This is a genomic window from Vibrio sp. 10N.247.310.23, assembly GCF_041467155.1.
GTDB classification, from domain to species: domain Bacteria; phylum Pseudomonadota; class Gammaproteobacteria; order Enterobacterales; family Vibrionaceae; genus Vibrio; species Vibrio crassostreae_C.
Genome location: NZ_JBFSTZ010000012.1, coordinates 78,400 through 96,391, shown reverse-complemented (window position 1 = coordinate 96,391; position 17,992 = coordinate 78,400). Strand labels below are relative to the sequence as shown.

The 17,992-nt window shown below is 44.9% G+C and carries 14 protein-coding genes; 9 read left to right on the top strand and 5 right to left on the bottom strand.

Features of this window, described 5'->3' with window-relative positions; all coding sequences use genetic code 11:
- Window positions 1-4: 4 nt before the first annotated feature.
- The 4 genes from lpoB to AB6D93_RS11335 all read left to right on the top strand — a co-directional run bounded on the left by lpoB (window position 5) and on the right by AB6D93_RS11335 (window position 4,105).
- On the top strand, window positions 5-595 hold the full coding sequence (gene lpoB / locus AB6D93_RS11350; protein ID WP_102332961.1) for a penicillin-binding protein activator LpoB: 591 nt from the start codon (window positions 5-7) through the stop codon (window positions 593-595).
- 205 nt (window positions 596-800) lie between these two features.
- Window positions 801-1,655: a phosphotransferase gene (locus tag AB6D93_RS11345; protein ID WP_017060224.1), complete on the top strand. Its 855-nt coding sequence runs from the start codon at window positions 801-803 to the stop codon at window positions 1,653-1,655.
- Window positions 1,656-1,763: 108 nt separating this feature from the next.
- Complete coding sequence (gene ycfP / locus AB6D93_RS11340) at window positions 1,764-2,303, top strand: alpha/beta hydrolase YcfP (RefSeq protein WP_009847155.1); 540 nt, start codon at window positions 1,764-1,766, stop codon at window positions 2,301-2,303.
- Between the two features lie 512 nt (window positions 2,304-2,815).
- The gene (locus AB6D93_RS11335; protein WP_009847154.1) at window positions 2,816-4,105 is read left to right on the top strand and encodes an NAD(P)/FAD-dependent oxidoreductase; all 1,290 of its coding nucleotides are present in this window, start codon (window positions 2,816-2,818) and stop codon (window positions 4,103-4,105) included.
- 111 nt (window positions 4,106-4,216) lie between these two features.
- Here the strand turns inward: AB6D93_RS11335 and AB6D93_RS11330 are convergent, their stop codons facing one another.
- From AB6D93_RS11330 to AB6D93_RS11315, 4 genes are all read right to left on the bottom strand, one after another.
- Entirely contained in the window at window positions 4,217-4,762 is a 546-nt protein-coding gene (locus tag AB6D93_RS11330; RefSeq protein ID WP_017060225.1) for a GNAT family N-acetyltransferase, read from the bottom strand.
- Window positions 4,763-4,899: 137 nt separating this feature from the next.
- The gene (locus AB6D93_RS11325) at window positions 4,900-5,667 is read right to left on the bottom strand and encodes a peptidoglycan binding protein CsiV (RefSeq protein ID WP_017065298.1); all 768 of its coding nucleotides are present in this window, start codon (window positions 5,665-5,667) and stop codon (window positions 4,900-4,902) included.
- Window positions 5,668-5,730: 63 nt separating this feature from the next.
- Window positions 5,731-9,192, bottom strand: coding sequence for a transcription-repair coupling factor (mfd, locus tag AB6D93_RS11320; protein ID WP_102332960.1), 3,462 nt, complete (start codon window positions 9,190-9,192; stop codon window positions 5,731-5,733).
- A 6-nt stretch (window positions 9,193-9,198) separates the two neighbouring features.
- Window positions 9,199-9,768: a hypothetical protein gene (locus tag AB6D93_RS11315; RefSeq protein WP_004736257.1), complete on the bottom strand. Its 570-nt coding sequence runs from the start codon at window positions 9,766-9,768 to the stop codon at window positions 9,199-9,201.
- 227 nt (window positions 9,769-9,995) lie between these two features.
- Between AB6D93_RS11315 and lolC the strand changes: the two genes are divergently transcribed.
- From lolC to lolE, 3 genes are read left to right on the top strand one after another with little or no spacing between them, the layout of a single operon-like run.
- Entirely contained in the window at window positions 9,996-11,204 is a 1,209-nt protein-coding gene (lolC, locus tag AB6D93_RS11310) for a lipoprotein-releasing ABC transporter permease subunit LolC (RefSeq protein ID WP_102332959.1), read from the top strand.
- Window positions 11,197-11,889 (top strand): lipoprotein-releasing ABC transporter ATP-binding protein LolD, encoded by a 693-nt coding sequence (gene lolD, locus AB6D93_RS11305; RefSeq protein WP_017083246.1) that lies wholly within the window; start codon window positions 11,197-11,199, stop codon window positions 11,887-11,889. The genes lolC and lolD overlap by 8 nt, the downstream gene beginning before the upstream one ends.
- On the top strand, window positions 11,890-13,134 hold the full coding sequence (lolE, locus tag AB6D93_RS11300) for a lipoprotein-releasing ABC transporter permease subunit LolE (RefSeq protein WP_102332958.1): 1,245 nt from the start codon (window positions 11,890-11,892) through the stop codon (window positions 13,132-13,134).
- A gap of 214 nt (window positions 13,135-13,348) precedes the next feature.
- Here lolE and AB6D93_RS11295 read toward each other — a convergent pair whose 3' ends face one another.
- Complete coding sequence (locus tag AB6D93_RS11295; protein WP_102332957.1) at window positions 13,349-13,861, bottom strand: DUF2062 domain-containing protein; 513 nt, start codon at window positions 13,859-13,861, stop codon at window positions 13,349-13,351.
- A gap of 17 nt (window positions 13,862-13,878) precedes the next feature.
- On the opposite strand from AB6D93_RS11295, the gene AB6D93_RS11290 reads away from it, so the two are divergent.
- On the top strand, window positions 13,879-16,209 hold the full coding sequence (locus tag AB6D93_RS11290) for a DNA internalization-related competence protein ComEC/Rec2 (protein ID WP_102332956.1): 2,331 nt from the start codon (window positions 13,879-13,881) through the stop codon (window positions 16,207-16,209).
- A gap of 31 nt (window positions 16,210-16,240) precedes the next feature.
- Window positions 16,241-17,989: a lipid A ABC transporter ATP-binding protein/permease MsbA gene (gene msbA / locus AB6D93_RS11285; RefSeq protein WP_017060234.1), complete on the top strand. Its 1,749-nt coding sequence runs from the start codon at window positions 16,241-16,243 to the stop codon at window positions 17,987-17,989.
- Window positions 17,990-17,992: the final 3 nt, after the last annotated feature.

The window sequence follows — 17,992 nt, the reverse complement described above, 5'->3', positions numbered from 1 at the left end:
CAAAATGAAAAAGAGTGTCGTTGCACTACTAGGTTTAGCGGTTATTTTAGGCGGTTGTTCAAACAAGGTAAGCTACGGTGATGCACAAGCAGTAGAAACCACGACAATCGATTTCGGTTCAACTGACCTTCAAACGATTGCGGGTGAAATGGTCGATAGCATGATGGCGTCTGGTTCTGTGTCTTACATTACTCGTGAACAGCGTCCAATCGTGTTTGTAGAGCGAATCAAGAACAAAACAAGTGAGCACATCGATACTGAGTCAATCACTGACACTATCAGTACTAAGATGCTGAACTCTGGTAAGTTCCGTTTCGTTGATATGGACCGTGTAGAGTCTGTTCGTGACCAATTGAACTTCCAAAACAACGATGAGCTTGTAAACCAAAGTTCAGCGATTCAATTCGGTAAAATGGTTGGTGCTCAGTACATGCTGTACGGCAACCTATCAAGCATCGTTAAGAAAGCGGGTAGCGATGAAGACGTATACTACAAAATGACGATGCGTCTAATGGATCTTGAGTCTGGCTTGATTGAATGGGCTGACGAGACTGAAATCCGTAAGCAACAATCTAAGAGCCTACTAGGCCTTTAATTTCGCTTACTTGCCAACTATGCGCAGCCGGATTTGACAATGTCTAGTATTGGCAGCGCTTAATCTTGACAGCGTATAGCTTGGTCACACGCCAATGCAGTGCATGATGTGCTGTTTATGAAGAGACACTGGCTTTTGGTCAGTGTCTTTTTTGTAGGGAATGAAGACGTTTATAGGGCAGTTAAGACGTTTATAGGGAGTAAATATGGCAATTTTTTCTTGGTCTGAGGCTAAGCTTCTTGATACCAGTTTGAGTTCGCTTGACGGTTACTTTTCTGAGCCTCCAGTTAGAGCACAGACATTAACAGGCGGTTTGACCAATCGATGTTGGAAGTTGGTCGATGCCGATGGTACTGCGTATGTTTGGCGGCCAACCACACCTATCACCAAAGCGTTCTTCATTTCTCGCCATGAAGAGTACCAAGTGCTGTCTGCCATTGAGCGACTCGGTATCGGGCCAAGCCCAATGGTAGTGAATGAGCAGGGGTTACTGGTTGAGTGGATTGCGGGTGAGACACTTTACGAAGATCTAGAACTCGATGACCTGTTGAAAACGCTGATCTCTGTTCATCTGGTTAATACTGCGCGATTACCACTGCAACCATTCAGTTTCACGGCGCGAGTCGACCATTACTGGCTGCAGCTTGATGCGATTCATAAGACCGAAGCCTGCACTAAGATTTATCAAGAGTGGCGCGTGGCTCCGAGTATTACCAATGTTGACCTGTCTTTGTGCCATTTTGACTTAGGTGGTTATAACCTAGTGAGAAACAGTGACTGCATTAAGATTATTGATTGGGAATACGCTGCGCTCGCAGACCCTAGGCTCGATTTGACATTAACCATTGCGGTTGCTGGCGCGCCAGTCACAGAAGCGGTTGAGAAGTACTGTCAGCTGCGAGGAATCCATGATGTTCAGCCTTGGCTTGATGGTGTAGAAGCATGGTTACCAAGAAGCCAGATGATGGCGATGCTATGGTATTTACTTGCTCATCAGCTTTGGGGCGATGAAAGTTATCTGCGTGAAGCGGAGGCTCTGAGTCACACTTTATGTAGCTAGGATCACGTTTAGGAAGTGAAAAATATAATTTCTCAGCTGTTACCTTTAAAACCTTGTTTTTCGTGTTAGATTGATCAAAACGTACCAATATTCAACGGGGGAGGTACAATGATTATCTATCTACATGGCTTCGACTCAACAAGCCCGGGCAATCACGAAAAAATACTGCAGTTGCAATTCATTGATGATGACGTTCGTTTCATCAACTACAGTACTTTGCATCCAAAACACGATATGCAGCATCTGCTAAAAGAAGTGCATAAGGTGATAGAGCAATCCGATGATCCGCATCCCATTATTTGTGGTGTAGGTTTAGGTGGTTTTTGGTCTGAGCGTATTGGTTTCTTATGTGGGATTAAGCAGGTGGTGTTCAACCCTAATCTGCACCCTGAGAACAACATGGTAGGTCGAATTGACCGTCCAGAAGAGTACGAAGACATCGCAACTAAATGTGTTGCTCAGTACCGTATGAAAAACAAAGGACGCTGTTTAGTGGTGCTTTCTCGTGAAGATGAAATTCACGACAATACCAAAACAGCTGCCGCGCTAGAAGATTACTATGATGTAATCTGGGATGAGAAAGAGAGTCATAAATTCAAAAAGATCTCTCAACATCTTCAAGCAATGAAAGCGTTCAAAAACGCTTAATCAATCCAGATGTTTTATAAAAGCAGTGCTCAATGAGTGCTGCTTTTTCACATCTGAATCTTAGAGACTGGTATTGATAAAGTAGTTGTATATGTTTTATCGGTCGGTTTGTGCATTTATAGATCAGTTTGCGCAAACGTTAACTAATTAGTCGCGAATCCTCATTGAGGGTAAGGATTTTTTTGTTGCGGTCATCTTTTTGCTATATATAATGTTCCCAAGCAAAATATTTTGACAAATATCAAAAAAAATTGAGAGCGAGTGAAAAAACTTGCCCATAATTTGTGTTCTGCCTCTCAGGTAGTCACCTTTTATATCCACGTGAGCAAAGCAACAAACCATTATTTGTTGTTTGTAACCCCTCTAACTACTCGGTGAGCTGTCGTTATTCTTTTTCGCGGTAACCCAATTTGTAACAGCCTTCGCATTCAAGGCCGAGTAGATACATAGAATTTATCGGTTGGAGTAATCGAGCCGAACCCCATTTATTCATTTTGTAGAGGATTGTCATTGTGACAAAAATTATCGTAGTAGGCGGCGGTGCTGGTGGTTTAGAACTAGCAACTAAGCTAGGCCGCACTTTAGGTCGTAAGAAACGTGCCCAGATTACTCTGGTAGACCGTAAAGCAAGCCACCTATGGAAACCATTACTTCATGAAGTAGCAACGGGCTCACTGGATGAAGGTGTTGATGCATTAAGCTACCGTGCGCACGCAAAAAACCATTACTTCGATTTCCAAATGGGCAGCCTGAACGACATCGATCGTGAGCGTAAAGTGATTGCACTAAGCGAGCTTACAGACGAGCACGGTGAACTGCTGATGCCAAGCCGTGAACTTGAATACGATATTCTAGTGATGGCGCTAGGCTCAACGTCAAACGACTTCAACACTCCAGGCGTTCGTGACAACTGTATTTTCCTTGATAGCCCAGAGCAAGCACACCGTTTCCGTACAGAAATGAACAATCAGTTCTTAAAGCTTCACGCTAAGAACGGTCAAGGCACGGTAGACATCGCGATTGTTGGTGCTGGTGCAACTGGTGTAGAGCTTTCTGCAGAGCTACACAACGCCGTTAAAGAACTTCGTACTTACGGCTTCGGCGACCTAGATTCAAGCAAGCTGAACGTAAACCTAGTTGAAGCGGGTGAGCGTATTCTTCCAGCTCTACCTCCTCGTATTTCAAGTGCAGCACACTCTGAGCTAACCAAGCTTGGTGTGAACGTTCGTACGAATACGATGGTGACTCAGGCGGATTCTGACGGCCTAACAACCAAAGATGGTGACAAGATCCCAGCTCAAATCATGGTATGGGCAGCAGGTATCAAAGCACCAGATTTCATGAAAGATATCGGTGGTCTTGAAACCAACCGTATCAACCAGTTGGTTGTGAAGAACACGCTGCAAACAACACTGGATGACAACATCTTTGCAATCGGTGACTTGGCGCAATGTACACAAGCAGACGGTTCATTCGTTCCGCCACGTGCACAAGCGGCTCACCAAATGGCAAGCTGTGCATTCAGCAACATCATTGCTAAGTTGAACGGTCGTGACCTGAAAGACTACATCTACAAAGACAAAGGCTCGCTAGTTTCACTTAGCCGTTTCTCTACGGTAGGTAGCTTGATGGGTAACCTGACGAAAGGCTCGATGATGGTCGAAGGTCGTATTGCTCGTGTGGTTTACATCTCTTTGTACCGCATGCACCAGATGGCGCTTCACGGCTTAATCAAAACATCACTGATGATGCTGGTTGGTCGTATTAACCGTGTACTTCGTCCAAACCTAAAGCTTCACTAATCAGGTAAGCCTTCTCAGAGCATTACGCTGATAATAAAAAAGAGCTCTTCGGAGCTCTTTTTTGATCGTGTCGATTATGGATTATCGCAGATGTTGAACTCATTTCTGCTGTTAAGACGTTGGAGGTAGCACAGAATAAACCACGCCATCTTTCGGCTTACCGTTAAACAGAAATCGATTCTGGGCAATGGTTTCTCGCTCAGCGCCACACTTCTCGATCAACTTTTGGCTGGGTAGGTTCTCGGTATCGCAGACAATCTCCAAACGCGTTAACTTGAGTTGCGCGAAACAAAATTCAAATAGGGCGAACATCGCTTCTTTGGCGATCCCTCTCCTTTGAAAGTCATCACCGACCCAATAACCTAAACTCGCCATATTAAAGGTGTGGTAAAGCTCATTAATGGCAACCATACCGACTAACTTATCGCTTTTTCGTTCAAAGATGCCAAAGCCAAACGCATCGGCTTTCACCCAGTTCAGGCGAGTTGCCAGAATAAATTTCTCGGCCTCGACGATAGAAAACTCTTTATGACACCAGTCGACCCATGGCAGCAAGCTAGGGGAGGACTTAACCAGCTGAGAAAATTCTTGAGCATCTGAGGCCTCAATGATTTTAAGGCTAAGATTTTGTGTGTTGATCTGAAATTCAGGGCTCATAGAGCGTACCAAGTAACGTGTAAGTACTGAGCAAAGAGAGTCAGTACAGAATAAAGATAGATAGCACTTAATAAAACGCCCTCACTAGGAGGGCGGATTTAATTATTTATATAATTATAGCCGAATCGGCAAGTAATTTACTGCGCTACACGTCTAACTTGAATCACCATTCCAAGAAGTGGGTGGTCAAGGTAATGAGTTTCTGTACTGCGCATACGACGTTTTTGGTCCATGCGGTAGCTCTTAAGGAACTCTTGGACTTCAACCGTCGGAGAAATTTCAGTTAGATTGCCCACCTGGACGTTGCTTTCTGCGCCACTTACTGGTGAATCTAGCTCAATTTGTTGCTCTTGTAGAGTCACTTCACGAACGCTTGGCGCTTTTAAATCTAATGTCGTTTCAGCGTATAGGTAGTGCTGAACGTAGATTTGCAGCTTGCCGTCTAATTCGTAGAGTGGCTTATCAATGGTCTCTTCTTGGAACCCATCAGCGCTGCCTGCAGTGATTGCGCCTTTTTCAGAGCCATCAGCATTAAATTGTTTAGAGAAATCTTTACCTGCTTGAATGTGGAAAACAGGTGCAGAGCTCTTACCTTGGTCGCCTTGACGCCAAGCGGTATGCATCAGAACTTCAAAGCCAGCGTGTTTACGTAGCTTGTCTTTTTGAGGCGTTAACTTATATTCCGAGTAAGGAAGCATTTGAACGCCTTTCTTTGCTCGGTATTGGGTATCTTGAAATGAACCAACACGCTCAAGTGAAATCTTAGGCTGTGTATTTGGCCAAGATTCGTTCACCTTCTCTGCATCAACAGCGCGCTTAAAAATGATCACTTCTATATCAAATTGTCTCTGCGCCAAACTTGGCAGTGAGACGAACAATAGTAGCAGTGGGATCAGTCTTTTCATTTTTACTCCGTCTTCCAGCCGAACTACCGGCTGGATAATTTATATGTGCAAGTGGATTGGGTCTTATGCTGAAGGCAGCAAGTTTTGTCTGAATTCGCCCAATAAATCACTAACAAATTGAATTCGTTTCCGTCTGTCGACCAATGGTATCGTAAACTTGAACTTTGTTGGTCCTTCCATTGAAAACTTTTGCGGTTGAGATTGCAACAGTTTAACAAGGTAGGTCGGGTTTATGTCAGCATCCGGGTAGAATTCTAAGAATCCACCCTTATCGTGGGCTTCAATTTTCTTCGCTTTGATAGACGCTGCGGCTAATTTTAGCTCAGAAACTGATAACAAGTTCTTGGTTGCATCAGGCAGAAGGCCGAAGCGATCAATCAGCTCGACTTTCAACTCTGCCAATTCGTCGGAGTCACTCACACTCGCAATACGCTTATAGGTAGACAAACGTGTATTGATGTCTGGGATGTAGTCATCTGGTAATAGTGCTGGCAAACGCATCTCAATTTCAGTTTGTTCACGCAGTAGGTCATCAAGCGATGGCTCTCGACCTTCCTTCAATGCTTCAACCGCTTGTTCAAGCATCTCCATGTACAAGGTGAAACCAACTGACTGGATTTGACCACTCTGTTCATCACCTAACAGCTCACCCGCACCACGAATCTCTAAATCGTGAGTTGCTAAGGTAAAGCCTGCGCCCAAGTCTTCGAGCGAAGCAATCGCATCCAATCGCTTGATCGCATCTTTGGTCATTGCTTTAGGGTGTGGCGTTAACAAGTAAGCATAAGCTTGGTGGTGCGAACGACCTACACGACCACGTAATTGGTGCAGCTGTGCTAAACCAAGGTTATCGGCTCTGTCCATCAAGATGGTATTTGCCGTTGGTACGTCGATACCGGTTTCAATGATGGTTGTACACACCAGTAAGTTGAAGCGCTGGTGGTAGAAGTCATTCATGATGCGTTCCAGTTCGCGCTCTCGCATCTGGCCATGAGCTACAGTCACGCGCGCCTCTGGAATCAGCTTTTGCAATGACTCTGCTGTTTTCTCAATAGTGTCGACTTGGTTGTGTAGGAAGTAAACCTGGCCACCACGCATGATTTCACGCAGCACCGCTTCTCTGACGATGGCATCATCACTCTCGCGAACGAAGGTTTTAATTGCCAAGCGTCGTGCGGGTGGTGTAGCGATGATCGAAAGGTCACGCATGCCACTCATTGCCATGTTCAGCGTTCGCGGGATCGGTGTCGCAGTAAGCGTTAGAATATCGACATCCGCACGCATCGCTTTCACTTTCTCTTTCTGACGCACACCAAATCGGTGTTCTTCATCGACAACCAGCAAGCCAAGGTCTTTAAACTTAATATCACTCGAAAGTAGCTTGTGAGTACCCACTAAGATATCGACCTTACCGTCGGCGACATCTTGCATGATCAACTTCTGCTCTTTAGCTGATTTGAATCGGGATAGAACCTCAACACGAATCGGCAAGTTGGCGAAACGGTCACGGAAGTTCTCGAAGTGTTGCTGAGCAAGTAGGGTAGTAGGAACTAACACCGCCACTTGTTTACTGTTATCCGTACAAACGAATGCTGCGCGCATTGCGACTTCTGTTTTACCAAAACCAACATCACCACACACTAAGCGGTCCATGGCTTTTGCTTGGCACATGTCAGACATCACCGCATTGATTGCCATCGCTTGGTCATCGGTTTCTTCAAATGGGAAGCCAGATTTGAAGGTTGCGTATTGCCCGCGATCTAAAACAAATTTATAGCCAGGTTTAAGCTCACGCTTGGCGTAAACATCCAGCAGCTCTGCAGCAACGTCACGTACTTTTTCAGCGGCACGCTTACGCGCTTTTTGCCACGCCTCACCACCTAGTTTGTGTAGCGGTGCAGACTCTTCGGCGCCACCAGAGTAACGTCCAATAAGGTTCAAAGACGCAACGGGCACGTACAGCTTGGCATCGTTTTGGTACTCAAGTGTCACGTATTCGGTTTTCATGCCACCGGCTTCGAGTGTCTGCAAGCCGATGTAGCGACCAATACCGTGGTCAATGTGCACTACAGGTTGACCTGGTTTAAGTTCGGCTAAGTGACGAATGACAGTGTCGCTGTTAACACTTTTTTTGTCTTTCTTACGGCGCTGAACAACGCGATCACCCAACAGGTCGCTTTCACAGATAAGGGCGATGTTTTGCTCTTCATGGATAAAACCGTGTTCAGCAGAGCCAAGGATGAGGCTGAACTTGTCTTTGCCTTTAATTGAGGCATCGAGGTTTTCAACTTCGCTTGGTCGTACTTTAATACCACGAAGCAGTTCACTCAGCGCTTCACGACGACCTTCAGATTCAACCGAAAAGACTACTTTTCCGTCGAAGGCTTCAGTGAACTTTCTTAGGTTAGACAAAGGTTCTTTATTCTGATGTTGAACGCTGAGATCAGGCAGAGACACAACCGGAAGGTTGGTACGTCCGGCTTTTTCTTCAATTGAATCTAAGCTCAGATTGACCTGTGGCTTTTGTTTGAAATGTGCGAACAGTTCGTCTTTTTGTAGCCAAAGTTGTTCTGGTTTCAGCAGTGGTCGTAACGGGTCAACACCGCGTTGTTCGTATCGATGAGAAACGTCTGTTAGGAATGAATCTACCGCGGTCTCGACATCACCTAGAACGAGGATTTGCGCTTCATCGGCAACATAATCAAATAAGGTTTCAGTATGGTCGAAGAACAGCGGCTGCCAGTATTCAATACCTGCGGGCCAAGTGCCTTTTGAAACCTGCATATAAACCGATTCTGGTTCACGGCGCGCATCAAATTGTTGGCGCCAGCGAATGCGGAAATCTTCAATAGCACTTTCAGAGGTTGGGAACTCGTGAGCTGGCAGCAAACGGATCTCAGAGATGTCTTCAATAGAGCGCTGATTTTCAGGATCGAAAGTACGGATGGTGTCGATCTCGTCATCGAAGAAGTCGATACGATACGGGTCTTTGCTGCCCATTGGGAACAAGTCGAGAATTGAACCTCGACTCGCATACTCACCCGGGCCAAACACTTGGTCTACATAACGATAGCCAGACTTTTCAAGTTGAAGACGCAGCTTCTCTAACGAGTACAGATCACCTGTTTTCACCATTAAGGTGTGCTGCAACAAGAAGTCACGTGGCGACTGACGTTGTAGTAGCGTGCTGATCGGTACGATCGTGATGCCATCTTTTAACGTTGGCAGTGCATAAAGGCGAGCGATACGGTCAGAAATGATCTCTTGGTGCGGTGAGAAGCTGTCGTATGGCAGAGTCTCCCAATCAGGGAATAGTGCCACTTCATGTGACGTAAACTGTTCAATTTCTGATTGAAGCTTGAGTGCGATTTGAGGATCGGGCACTGCAAGTAAAGTATGGCTGTTATGCTGCTCCGCAAGTCTAGCGATAGCAAGCGCGAGAGATGAACCAACTAGGTTACCGATGTGTTTTTTATCACCGGCACCTTTGAGCTTAGGTAGTGTAAAAATGGATTGTTTTGTCATGTCTATTTACTTGTTATCTCGTTCTAGAGAGCGTTGACGTAAGAGCTTTTGTTGTTGATGAAGCGCAGCTTTGATCAGCAAGTCTTGGTCAGTATCACGAAGATGAGCATATTTGAATTTGATTTCGAAACCTGAATCTTTAGGTTCACTGGCGAAGACTTCCGCGTAGCAATAAATAGCGGCGGCAGGGTGCTCGATAAATAGCTTAGCTTTAACTAAGCGACCCGCTTCGATATCTGTTTTGGAAAAACAAGAGAACTGACTCGCGCCAAATGAATACGTGTGGGTACGAAATTGTTCATCATCTTGTTGCGATAACATAAAGCTCAACAAGAGGTTTAATTTAGAGTTCTGTGCATCCAATAAACTGATGACATTCTTCAAGTCGCTGTTTTTCAGTTCGTTGCGAGCACTGTCAGCTAATAGATCCAATTGGCTAAATTCACTTGCCACTACAAACGGGGCAGGGATCTCAGATTCGAATTGAATTTGAGAAGGTAAAGTGAAGCCGCTGTCCATTGGTTCAATATTCGCGGTGAGGCTGTGGTGAACGGTGAAAAACTCTTGTTCTGTCATGCGTTAGTTCCTTGAAGTGATCTATTGATTATCGCTATGTGGCCGCAGTAATCAAGGTCAGTTAATTGAAAGTCTCAAATAGTTGTTTGAAAGTTGGCTATTTGACAAGGTTCTGTTTTTCAAGCCTAACTAATTGAGTTAATTCACTCTATATTTTCAATTAACCCCTACACAGTAACAGCAATACCCGTTACATTAACCCGCATCCCCTTTAGATGGTTCAAAGTATGTTTCATCCTATTTCGTTGTTTGTTGGCCTGCGCTATTTGAAAGGTCGTTCAGGTGATCGCTTTAGCCGTTTTGTTTCTTATATGTCGACGGCCGGAATCACCATTGGTGTGCTGTCTTTGGTTACTGTTTTATCGGTAATGAATGGATTCGAAGCGCAGTTAAAAGACCGAATTCTCGGTGTCCTTCCTCAAGCCGTCGTTTACGAGCAAGGAGGCACAACGTCACTGTCTGCTCAAGCGCCTAATTTTGCAGAGCAAATGTCGCTCAATGGTCACGTTGAACCTATTGTTCGTAGCGAAGCGGTAATTCAAAGTCCTGCTCAGTTATCTGCAGGTCTGTTGATCGGCATTGAACCTAATTCAGATGACCCTCTTCAGAACCACTTGATTGCGGGTAGATTGTCTTCACTTAAAGCGGGTCAGTATCAGCTATTTCTTGGCCATACCTTGGCGAGAAATTTGAAGGTATCTATGGGTGACAAAGTTCGCCTGATGGTGACCAGTGCCAGTCAATACACACCACTAGGGCGCATACCTAGTCAACGAAATTTTACCGTAGCTGGCATTTTTAACACGGGCTCGGATATCGATGCTCAATTGATGGTTACCGACATCAAAGACGCAGGGCGATTGATGCGTTATAAGTCTGATACGATTTCAGGCTGGCGACTGTTTTTTGATGACCCATTTGAAGTCGCAAATTTATCGAATACCCCGCTACCGGAAGGTTGGGTGTGGAGTGATTGGCGTGACCAACGTGGCGAGCTTTTCCAGGCCGTTCGAATGGAAAAAAATATGATGGGCTTAATGCTTGGGCTGATCATCGGTGTTGCTGCTTTCAATATTATTTCGGCACTTATCATGGTGGTGATGGAGAAGCAGTCTGAAGTGGCTATTCTTAAAACCCAAGGCATGACCGATGGTCAAGTTATGGGGATATTCATGGTTCAAGGCGCAAGTAGTGGCGTGATTGGTGCGCTCTCTGGTGGCGTGTTAGGCGTTGCCCTAGCGATGAACCTCAATACTATTTTAGAGGCGATGGGTGTTGCTCTGTTTTCATTTGGTGGACAGTTGCCAATTTTAATTAACCCAATTCAAATCGCCGTTGTTGTGGTTCTGGCTATTGCACTTAGCTTGATTGCCACTGTATTCCCATCTTATCGTGCATCGTCTGTGAAACCTGCTGAGGCCCTTCGTTATGAGTAATTTTCTTCAATGTAATGATATCCGTAAAACGTACCGTGAAGGCTCGTTAGATACTGAGGTTCTCAAGGGAGTCAGCTTTGAAATCGAAAAGGGTGAGCTAGTCGCTATCATTGGTACCTCTGGTTCCGGTAAAAGTACGTTATTGCATATTTTAGGGGCATTGGATGATGCGTCTGACGGCAGCGTGAGCTTTCTCGGACAAGACTTAGCATCTTTGAGCTCAAATAAGCAGGCGAAGCTTCGTAACCAGCATCTTGGCTTTGTTTATCAATTCCATCATCTTCTTTCGGACTTTTCAGCGTTAGAAAACGTGGCAATGCCGCTGCTGATTGGTGGTGAAAAGCCAGCTAAAGCAAAAGAAGAGGCGCAACGTCTGTTGGATAAAGTTGGATTGAGTCATCGTGTTGACCACCGACCTTCAGAGCTTTCTGGTGGTGAGAGGCAACGTGTGGCGATTGCTCGAGCTTTAGTCAATAAACCTGCTTTGGTGTTGGCGGATGAGCCTACCGGCAACCTTGATCACAACACCGCACTTTCTATTTACGACTTAATGCGTGAACTAAACCGCGAGTACGACACGGCCTTTTTGGTAGTAACTCATGATGGTGAACTTGCAGGTAAGATGGATCGCCAGCTTCACATGCAAGATGGTTTATTGGTCAACGTAGAAAAAGAGGAGAGCTAAGTGTTTTCTTCTTTATCTCTATTGATAGGTGGCCGATTTAGCCGAGCGAAACAACGAGACAAAATGGTGTCGTTCATCTCTTTGTCTTCGACGATTGGTATTGCCGTTGGTGTGGCGGTGATCATTATCGGTTTGTCTGCAATGAATGGCTTTGAGCGAGAGCTTGAGTCGCGTGTACTTTCCGTTATTCCACATGGTGAATTCGAGGGTGTAAATGAACCAGTGACTCGCTGGGAGCACGTGATTGAGCGGTCGGTGAAAAATGATAAAGTTGTAGCTGCAGCACCCTATGTAAAAATTACCGCGCTTGCTGAAAAGGGCAAAGAACTCAAAGCAATTGAAGTTCGCGGTGTTGATCCACAACTTGAACAACAGGTATCAAGCCTATCGAAATTTATTGATAAACAAGCTTGGAGTGAGTTTAAAGCAGGGCAACAACAAATCATCTTAGGTTCTGGTGTGGCTAACGTGTTGGGGGCGAAAGTGGGTGACTATCTGACCTTGATGATTCCAACGGTTAACGGTTCTGTGAAAGTTCAGGCGCCAAAACGAGTTCGAGTGAAAGTGGTTGGCTTGCTGACGCTTAATGGCCAAATAGACCACAGCTTGGCACTAATCCCGATTGGCGATGCTCAAGCTTATGCAAACCTAGGCGAGGCAGTAACCGGAGTTTCTTTAAAAGTGACCGATGTGCTGAACGCGAACTCTATTGTGCGTGAAGTGGGTAACCAGCTTGATGTGTATGTGTATCTACGAAGCTGGCAACAAAAGTTTGGCTTCTTGTATCGAGATATTCAGTTGGTTCGCACCATTATGTATCTGGTGATGGTACTGGTTATTGGTGTTGCTTGTTTCAATATTGTCTCGACCTTAATGATGGCAGTCAAAGACAGAGCATCGGAGATCGCGATTTTAAGAACCATGGGCGCATCAGACGGCCTTGTAAAACGTATCTTTGTTTGGCAGGGCGTATTCTCGGGTGTGTTAGGCAGCTTAGTCGGGAGTGCGATAGGTGTCTTGGTGGCGCTTAATCTCACTACGCTTATCAAAGGGCTCGAAAAGTTGGTCGATCATCAATTCTTGTCCGGTGATATCTACTTTGTCGACTTCTTGCCATCACAACTTGATATGACGGATGTTGTTGTGGTTTCCGGTACCGCAATTGTGTTGAGCTTACTGGCGACATGGTACCCAGCCTCACGAGCGGCTAAGCTAAACCCGGCCTCGGTGCTTAGCTCGAAGTAATACGCTAAGTAAACGTCACGTTGCGCGATAGACTAACGGCATAAACAAAAAAAGGATCCCTGATGGGATCCTTTTTTATTGAATTCAATTCGTGTTCTTTACGACTTTCGTTACATGTCAATCTTGTAGAGTTCAGTGGTTCATCTGACTTTAACTTATGTGCGTTTTAAGTGAAGCGCATACAAGGATAGATTGAGTAACAAGGAACGGTCGTTTAGTACCTTGCTTGTCGCTTCTTCCAGCTTCTTACGACTGAATAGCGCCATAACCCGCGAATACCAAAGTAGCCAACCATTGCAGAAACCACACCACAAATCAGACAACCCAGCAGGAACGGAGGTCCTATGGTGCTCATTTGCGCCAAGATGAAATCCCAAGACAGTTCGAAATGAAAGGCTTGAGGCGGCACATGCATCACAAACGCGCCTACTTTATAAGCAAAGTAGAACAGCACCGGCATAGTCACAGGATTACTGATCCAAACCAATGCGACAGACAGTGGTAGGTTAACACCACATGCGACCGCAAGCCCTGCAGACATAATCATTTGACTTGGTAAAGGGACAAACGCCATGAATAACCCAACAGCGAACGCACCAGCCGCAGAGCGACGATTAAGGCACCATAAGTTGGGGTTGTACAAAACATTGCCAAAAACTTTCAATGCTTTCTGACGCTTGATTAGATCATGGTCAGGCATAAATCGTTTGATAAACTTTCTTGGCATAGGAGGAAGCTACTCTCTTGTTTAACACTTGGTTCTTGATTTCATTTGCTGCGACAGTTGTGTCTGCCAGCTTCTGGCCTGTGATGCCACATTGGGTTTGGGCACCATTGATGCTGTTGTTACTGCTAGCATCAACAAAGTATAGCGTTTTCCGGAGTGCAAGAGGTCCAGTAACAGCATTGATACTAGTTATCTGCCTAGGGAATGCGATTGAAATACAAACGAGTCGCTTATTCCAATCAGGGCAGAATACTACCATAAATGCGTCGGTTGTTAGCCTTTTTAGTGAAAATAGCCACGGTTTTGAAAGCGTAATAGTAGTCAGATCAATTGGCGGCGAAAAATTAATCTTTCCTCAATTGATAAAATTGCGTTTGTTTACTCCTTTCAAGCTAACGCTTGGAGATGATGTCTATTTATCGGCCTCAATAAAGCCGATATGGGGCAAACTCAACGAAGCCGGCTTTGACCGAGAAAAGTACTTGTTTAGTGCTGGCGTGGTTGCCAATGCAACTTACAGAGCAGATACCAAGTACCGAATTCATTCTAGCACCAACTTACGCGCCCAATGGTTTGAAGCCAGCCTTGAAAGGTTAAGTCTGCTGGCAAATCAAGATCTCATTATCGCTTTGAGTTTTGGATATCGAGACCTTATTCCGCCTCAGCGGTGGGATATGCTTAAAAGCAGTGGCCTGATTCACTTGATGGCTATTTCGGGGCTGCATATTGGGATTGCCTTTGGTATCGGCTATCAGATTGGCAAGATATTAAGGTTACTTTCCCCTTCATTTCTTTGGTTACCTACAATATTCGGGCTCGGCTTGGCGTATTTCTATAGTTGGTTTGCTGGATTCACGCTGCCAACTTTGAGAGCTTTGGTGATGTGCGTTATCGCGAGTTATTTCTTGTGGCGTGGGCAAAATATCAGTTTGCTTCGGTATGTTACTTTAAGTGTGTGCGTGGTTCTGCTGATTTGGCCGTTTTCAGCTTTGTCGAGCAGTTTTTGGTTGTCCTTTGGTGCATTGGGCGCTGTTTTCTATATCGCCTGTAATACTCAGCGCTCAGCTTCAAGCTTTACATTTATCGACCACGCACTCCAACTTATTAAGCTTCAACTGATGCTGACATTCCTTATCGCGCCTTCCTCGATGTTGTTTTTCAAAGGAGTCAGTTTAGTCTCTGTTTTCTACAACTTGTTCCTTTTGCCTTGGGTATCGATGGTGACGATCCCGCTGTTGTTTCTGGCAATGTTTCTAAGCTTAATATCGGAGTCAGTGTCTGGCGTGGTTGGTATAACAGCGCTAGACAATGATTTGGTCAGTCAGCTGTGGAAGTTAGTCGACTTATCGCTTGAGCCTCTCGTATTTAGTCTTCCTTTCTCTGAGCGATTTTGGATCCAAGTCGATAATCAGACGATTGCATTATCAGTATTCCTTATCTTGTTTTTGAGCTTTGTTAGTCGGTATTTCAAGCGAACATTATCGATATTGGTAACTGCAGTGTTTGTGCTGTGGTGGGAGTTCAGCAAACCCCAGCAAGACAAACTAACTATTGATATCTTGGATGTTGGGCATGGGTTGTCTTTGGTCTTGGAAAAGAACAATCAGATTGTTGTTTATGATCTTGGCAATGCGTGGCCAGGAGGCTCGGTTGTTGAGTCTTTGTTGATTCCTACTTTGAATCAGCGGGGGATTTATGAATTAGAAGGCGTGATTGTGAGTCATTTCGATTCTGACCATGCTGGTGGTTATCCGGCATTACTTGAGAACTATACGCCAAAGTGGATAAGAACCAGTCAGAACATTATTCAAGAACGCCAATCTATCACTCAAGCCCCGTCTAATATTCAAACATGTACTATTGGAGAGGTTTGGAACTGGCAAGATGTTGTTTTTGAGGTGTTGTGGCCGCCTAAGCAAGTAAAGAGGGCGTATAACCCACATTCGTGTGTGGTCAAGATCTCAGATCATAGTGCTGATTTCTCAATGTTGCTCACTGGTGATATTGAACTGGTAAGTGAGTGGTTACTTGCTCGTGAAGGAGAACAGCTAAGGAGTGATGTTATGTTGGTTCCGCATCATGGCAGCGATTCGTCATCGATTAAGTCGTTTATTGAGGCGGTGTCTCCTCAGCTGGCGATAGCTTCTCTTGCCAAAGGCAACCAGTGGGGAATACCGAGTGAGTTTGTTATTGAACGTTATCAGGAAGCGGGGAGTACTTGGCTAGATACTGGAGAAAGCGGACAAATAACCATCACTCTTAGCAAAGAAGGTTGGCAATATCATGCGATTAGAGAACAACAAGGCAGGCAGTGGTATAGGCAGATGCTTCGTAAGGGAGTAGAATAGATAGATTATTGTGAGAAAATTAAGCGATTCTATGTCAACACAAACAGATGAAACTACCTGGGTCACATTTAAAAGACTTTGGACTTATATTCGATTATATAAGGCCGGCCTAGGTGTTGCGGTAATTGCGCTTATTATAAATGCCGTTTCTGATACCTATATGATTTCCTTACTAAAGCCGTTACTTGATGAAGGCTTTGGTAATGCTGAATCTGACTTTTTACGTACACTTCCACTTATTATCTTTGCCATGATGTTCGTTCGTGGCGTCAGTGGCTTTGTTTCAACCTATTGCTTGAGTTGGGTCTCTGGCAATGTGGTGATGGAAATTCGTCGTAAGATTTTCAGCCATTTCATGCACATGCCTGTTTCTTTCTTCGATAAAGAACAGACAGGCGCATTGCTATCTCGAATTACTTACGATTCAGAGCAAGTGTCTGCAGCAACCAGTAAAGCGTTAGTCAGTATTGTCCGTGAAGGTGCAAGTATTATAGGCTTGTTGACGCTGATGTTCTGGAATAGTTGGCAGTTATCTTTGGTGTTATTTGCTGTAGCGCCTTTGGTTGCGTGGGCGATCAGTATCGTATCGAAGCGATTCAGAAAGATCTCTAAGAACATGCAAACTAGCATGGGTCACGTTGCTTCTTCAGCTGAACAAATGCTGAAAGGGCATAAAGTGGTTCTAACTTACGGTGGTCAAGATCTAGAAAAACACCGCTTTGATAAAGTTAGTAACCAAATGCGCCAACAAAGTATGAAGTTAATCACTGCTCAAGCGGCCGCTAACCCGATTATTCAAATGATCGCATCAGTTGCGATTGTTGTTGTTCTATTCCTTGCTAGTGTCGATTCTATTAAAGCCGAGCTTACTGCTGGTACGTTTACCGTTGTGTTCTCTGCAATGTTTGGTCTATTACGTCCGCTAAAGGCGTTAACTAACGTAACGTCTGAATTCCAACGTGGTATGGCTGCGAGTACGACTCTATTTGGCTTGATGGATCTAGATACCGAGCAAAACAAAGGGACGTTGAAACCTGAAACTGTAATGGGTGAAGTGGCTGTTAAAGATGTCACGTTTACTTATGACGGTGCAGAGAAACCAGCACTTGATAAGATCAGCTTCAATATACCGAAAGGTAAAACGGTTGCGCTTGTTGGGCGATCTGGCTCGGGTAAGAGTACCATTGCTAACCTATTCACTCGTTTTTATGACGTAGACTCTGGTTCAATTGAGCTTGATGGCCACGACATTCGTGATTACGAATTGAGAAATCTGCGTGAGCACTTTGCGCTCGTTTCTCAAAATGTACATCTGTTTAACGATACGGTGGCTAACAACATCGCTTACGCAGCAGAAGAACAGTATTCACGTGAACAGATCGAATACGCGGCTAAGCTTGCTCATGCAAGTGAGTTTATCGAAGGCATGGAAAATGGCATCGATACCGTTGTTGGTGAAAATGGCGCAAGCCTTTCTGGTGGTCAAAGACAACGTATTGCGATTGCACGTGCTTTATTAAGAGATGCGCCTGTGCTGATTCTTGATGAGGCGACGTCTGCACTGGATACTGAGTCAGAGAGAGCGATTCAATCTGCACTAGAAGAACTGCAGAAAGACAAAACAGTATTAGTTATCGCACACAGACTCTCTACCATCGAGCAAGCTGATGAGATTCTAGTGGTTGATGATGGTCATATTGTAGAAAGGGGCGCACATGCTGAGCTAATCGCGCATGATGGTGCTTATGCACAATTACACCGAATTCAGTTCAGCGGATAAATT

Coding starts and splice junctions, on each gene's coding strand:
- lpoB (WP_102332961.1), top strand. CDS start 5: ATGAAAAAGAGTGTCGTTGCACTACTAGGTTTAGCGGTTATTTTAGGC.
- AB6D93_RS11345 (WP_017060224.1), top strand. CDS start 801: ATGGCAATTTTTTCTTGGTCTGAGGCTAAGCTTCTTGATACCAGTTTG.
- ycfP (WP_009847155.1), top strand. CDS start 1,764: ATGATTATCTATCTACATGGCTTCGACTCAACAAGCCCGGGCAATCAC.
- AB6D93_RS11330 (WP_017060225.1), bottom strand. CDS start 4,762: ATGAGCCCTGAATTTCAGATCAACACACAAAATCTTAGCCTTAAAATC.
- AB6D93_RS11325 (WP_017065298.1), bottom strand. CDS start 5,667: ATGAAAAGACTGATCCCACTGCTACTATTGTTCGTCTCACTGCCAAGT.
- mfd (WP_102332960.1), bottom strand. CDS start 9,192: ATGACAAAACAATCCATTTTTACACTACCTAAGCTCAAAGGTGCCGGT.
- AB6D93_RS11315 (WP_004736257.1), bottom strand. CDS start 9,768: ATGACAGAACAAGAGTTTTTCACCGTTCACCACAGCCTCACCGCGAAT.
- lolC (WP_102332959.1), top strand. CDS start 9,996: ATGTTTCATCCTATTTCGTTGTTTGTTGGCCTGCGCTATTTGAAAGGT.
- lolD (WP_017083246.1), top strand. CDS start 11,197: ATGAGTAATTTTCTTCAATGTAATGATATCCGTAAAACGTACCGTGAA.
- AB6D93_RS11295 (WP_102332957.1), bottom strand. CDS start 13,861: ATGCCAAGAAAGTTTATCAAACGATTTATGCCTGACCATGATCTAATC.
- msbA (WP_017060234.1), top strand. CDS start 16,241: ATGTCAACACAAACAGATGAAACTACCTGGGTCACATTTAAAAGACTT.